Here is a 2,820-nt window from a genome sequence, read left to right on the forward strand (position 1 = left end):
AAATACCGAAATGAGTAAATAATGATCAAAACAAAATGAGTAAGAATAAGTCAAACAATTCCCCTCCTTGGAGGGGTGCCGTCTTTCGGCGGGGAGGGTGTTTTTAATCCGTCATCCTGAGGCTTCGCTTTATGAAGCCGTGAGGATCTCATCTTTTTAGGTTTTTTATTCTTCATAAATACTTTAAAGGATGAGATTCTCACGTCGCACAAGACGCTCCTTAGAATGACGGAGTGGGTGGATGAGATTCTCACGTCGCACAAGACGCTCCTTAGAATGACGGATTGAGATAGCTATTTTCATTTTCATCTGGTGCCTTATTCGGCATGATGGTTTTAGCTTTATAACAGGAACGAGTGAAAACCATTAATCAATATTGTTAAGATTATTTCTAAATTTAATTAAAAAAATGAGGTGAGAAGCAATGGATGAAAAAGAGCTTCGAGAAGCGTTAGTTTATTGGGGTCGGAAGATCATTGAAAAAAAATTAGTGGTTGGTGCTGGTGGCAATATCAGCGCTCGATATAAAGATATTATGTTGATTTCACCCAGTGGATTAGGATTTGATGAATTAGAGCCAAAAGATTATATTGCAGTAAATCTCGAAACCGGAAAAACCGTATCTGATGGCCGGCCTTCTTCAGAAGTTGTTATGCACTGGTTCTGCTATTTGGGAAGGCCTGATATCAATGCCGTTGTTCATACCCACCCTCCTCTAACTATAGGGGTTATTGCCGGAGGAGGACGAATTGGACCAATGTTCCCTGATTTTGTCGCTTATTTAGGATCATTAGGTTATATTGACTACGTGACTCCATGCACTGCTGAATTAGCCCGGGCGGTTCAAAGCCAAGTTAAAGACAAAAATGGGGTTCTCATGCTCGGCCATGGTGCATTGACTGTCGGTCAGAACCTAAAAGAAGCGTTTCAAAGAACCGAATTGATTGAAGAATCAGCCAGGATATTAATTGCAGCAAAACAATTTGGCGAACCTCGAATTTTGACATCAAAAGAATGTGATGAGATCAGAAATCTCGATGCTGAAAAATATCGAATGGAACTAATAAAAAAAGCGAATAGTCGCTAAAATTACAAATAACGAGGAGGATTAATTGGAATGTTTGTATTAGTGATAAGTGGGAGTGATGTCAGTAAAATACCTGGAGTTTCAATAGCCGGCTTAAATCCGAAGGTTATTCCTTATACTGCCCCGGCTGATGCAGATCTGCTTTTATGGGGAAAGCCCTATGTCATCGATGCAATTCCCGTTGATCCTCAAGGGCACCCAACACCGGCGATAATTACTCATGCTGCTTATTGTGAAGCTGGGTTTCCCATTTTAATTGTTCGTTCTGGAACGTACCTCCCTCCGGTGGTCCCCTATGTTGAAATGAATGTGGATCCTGGGCAAGATCCACAAACCAATCAAGCAGTTACCAAAGTAGAATTGTTAATTGAAAAGTCCAAGTCATTGGGTCAAGTTTTAGGGAAATCTACAAAAAAGATCGTTATTGCTGAATCACTACCCGGTGGAACCACTACTGCCTATTTGATTTTAAAAGCCTTAGGTTATAATGGCATGGTTTCATCGGCTGGTCCAATCAATCCAGTTCAGCTGAAAGATCAAATTTGGGAAAATACTGCCAAGAGAATCGGAATCAAATTCGGTGATTTGCGTGGGAAACCAATTGAAGCCCTTCGTGAACTGGGAGATCCAATGCAAGCTACCGTATTTGGCATGGTAACTGGTGTTTTAGAAGAAACTGATATCATACTTGCCGGTGGAACTCAAATGTTGGCAGTAGCCGCTTTACTTCGACAAGCTGGATATGATAAACACCTCTTGGTTGCCACGACAACTTATGTGGTTCGTGACAAGTATGCCCATTTTCTTGACCTTGCCAAACAAGTTCAGGTTGAAATTTATTCTGCACCACTCGATTTTAGCCAATCACCCTATTCTGGTCTTGCTGATTATGAAAAAGGATACGTCAAGGAGGGTGTTGGTGCTGGAGGAGCAGTTTGGTATGCTGAACAGCTTGGCGTATCACCAGATCGAGTAGTAAGAAAAACCGAACAATTATATCAAGCAATGATTAAAAAGAGTTGATGATTCAACTGATTAAAAAAAGGAGGAAGTGACATAAGTTGTTAACTTTTAACCACTACCATAGCCAATGGATAGATTTAAGAAGCGATACTGTAACTCATCCTACTGAAGAAATGTTAGATGCCATGGTTAAAGCTGATGTAGGTGACGATGTATATCAAGATGACCCTACTACGCGGCAGTTAGAAGAATTAGCCGCAAAAATGGTTGGGAAAGATGCTGCATTGTTTGTTCCTTCAGGGACCTTTGGAAATCAATTAGCTCTGATTTCCCACACCGATAGAGGTGATGAAGTACTCATACCAGAGAGTAATCATATTGTTATGCACGAGGTTGGAGCATCAGCGGTAATCGCCGGAGTTCAGTTACGATGTATCCCTGATGTTAATGGTCGTATCACTATTAAAGATCTGCAACGCCGTTTTCGTGATGGGGATATCCATAATCCACGAACTGGTTTAATATGCCTTGAAAATGCCCATTCTTCAGGGAAGGTAATACCTCTATCCGATATGAAAGAAATTTTTAAATATAGTAGGTCATTAGGTATACCAATTCATCTTGATGGAGCTCGAATTTTTAATGCTGCCTTGGCATTGAAAATTGATGCGACCGATATAAGCCAATCCTGTGATTCGGTGATGTTTTGTCTTTCTAAGGGTTTATGTGCACCGATTGGTTCAATTTTAGCGGGAAGTAAATCCTTTATT

3 protein-coding genes are annotated in these 2,820 nt (G+C 40.6%); all 3 read left to right on the top strand.

Annotated elements, in window-relative coordinates; all coding sequences use genetic code 11:
• The first annotated feature begins 424 nt into the window (after nucleotides 1–424).
• The gene (locus PLK24_RS10305) at nucleotides 425–1,087 is read left to right on the top strand and encodes a class II aldolase/adducin family protein (RefSeq protein ID WP_324478848.1); all 663 of its coding nucleotides are present in this window, start codon (nucleotides 425–427) and stop codon (nucleotides 1,085–1,087) included.
• Between the two features lie 30 nt (nucleotides 1,088–1,117).
• Complete coding sequence (gene cobT, locus PLK24_RS10310; RefSeq protein WP_324478850.1) at nucleotides 1,118–2,110, top strand: nicotinate mononucleotide-dependent phosphoribosyltransferase CobT; 993 nt, start codon at nucleotides 1,118–1,120, stop codon at nucleotides 2,108–2,110.
• A gap of 38 nt (nucleotides 2,111–2,148) precedes the next feature.
• A partial coding sequence (locus tag PLK24_RS10315; RefSeq protein WP_324478852.1) for a threonine aldolase family protein occupies nucleotides 2,149–2,820 on the top strand: 672 nt, incomplete at its 3' end.

The sequence above is a fragment of the Atribacter sp. genome (assembly GCF_035418125.1).
Lineage (GTDB): Bacteria > Atribacterota > Atribacteria > Atribacterales > Atribacteraceae > Atribacter > Atribacter allofermentans.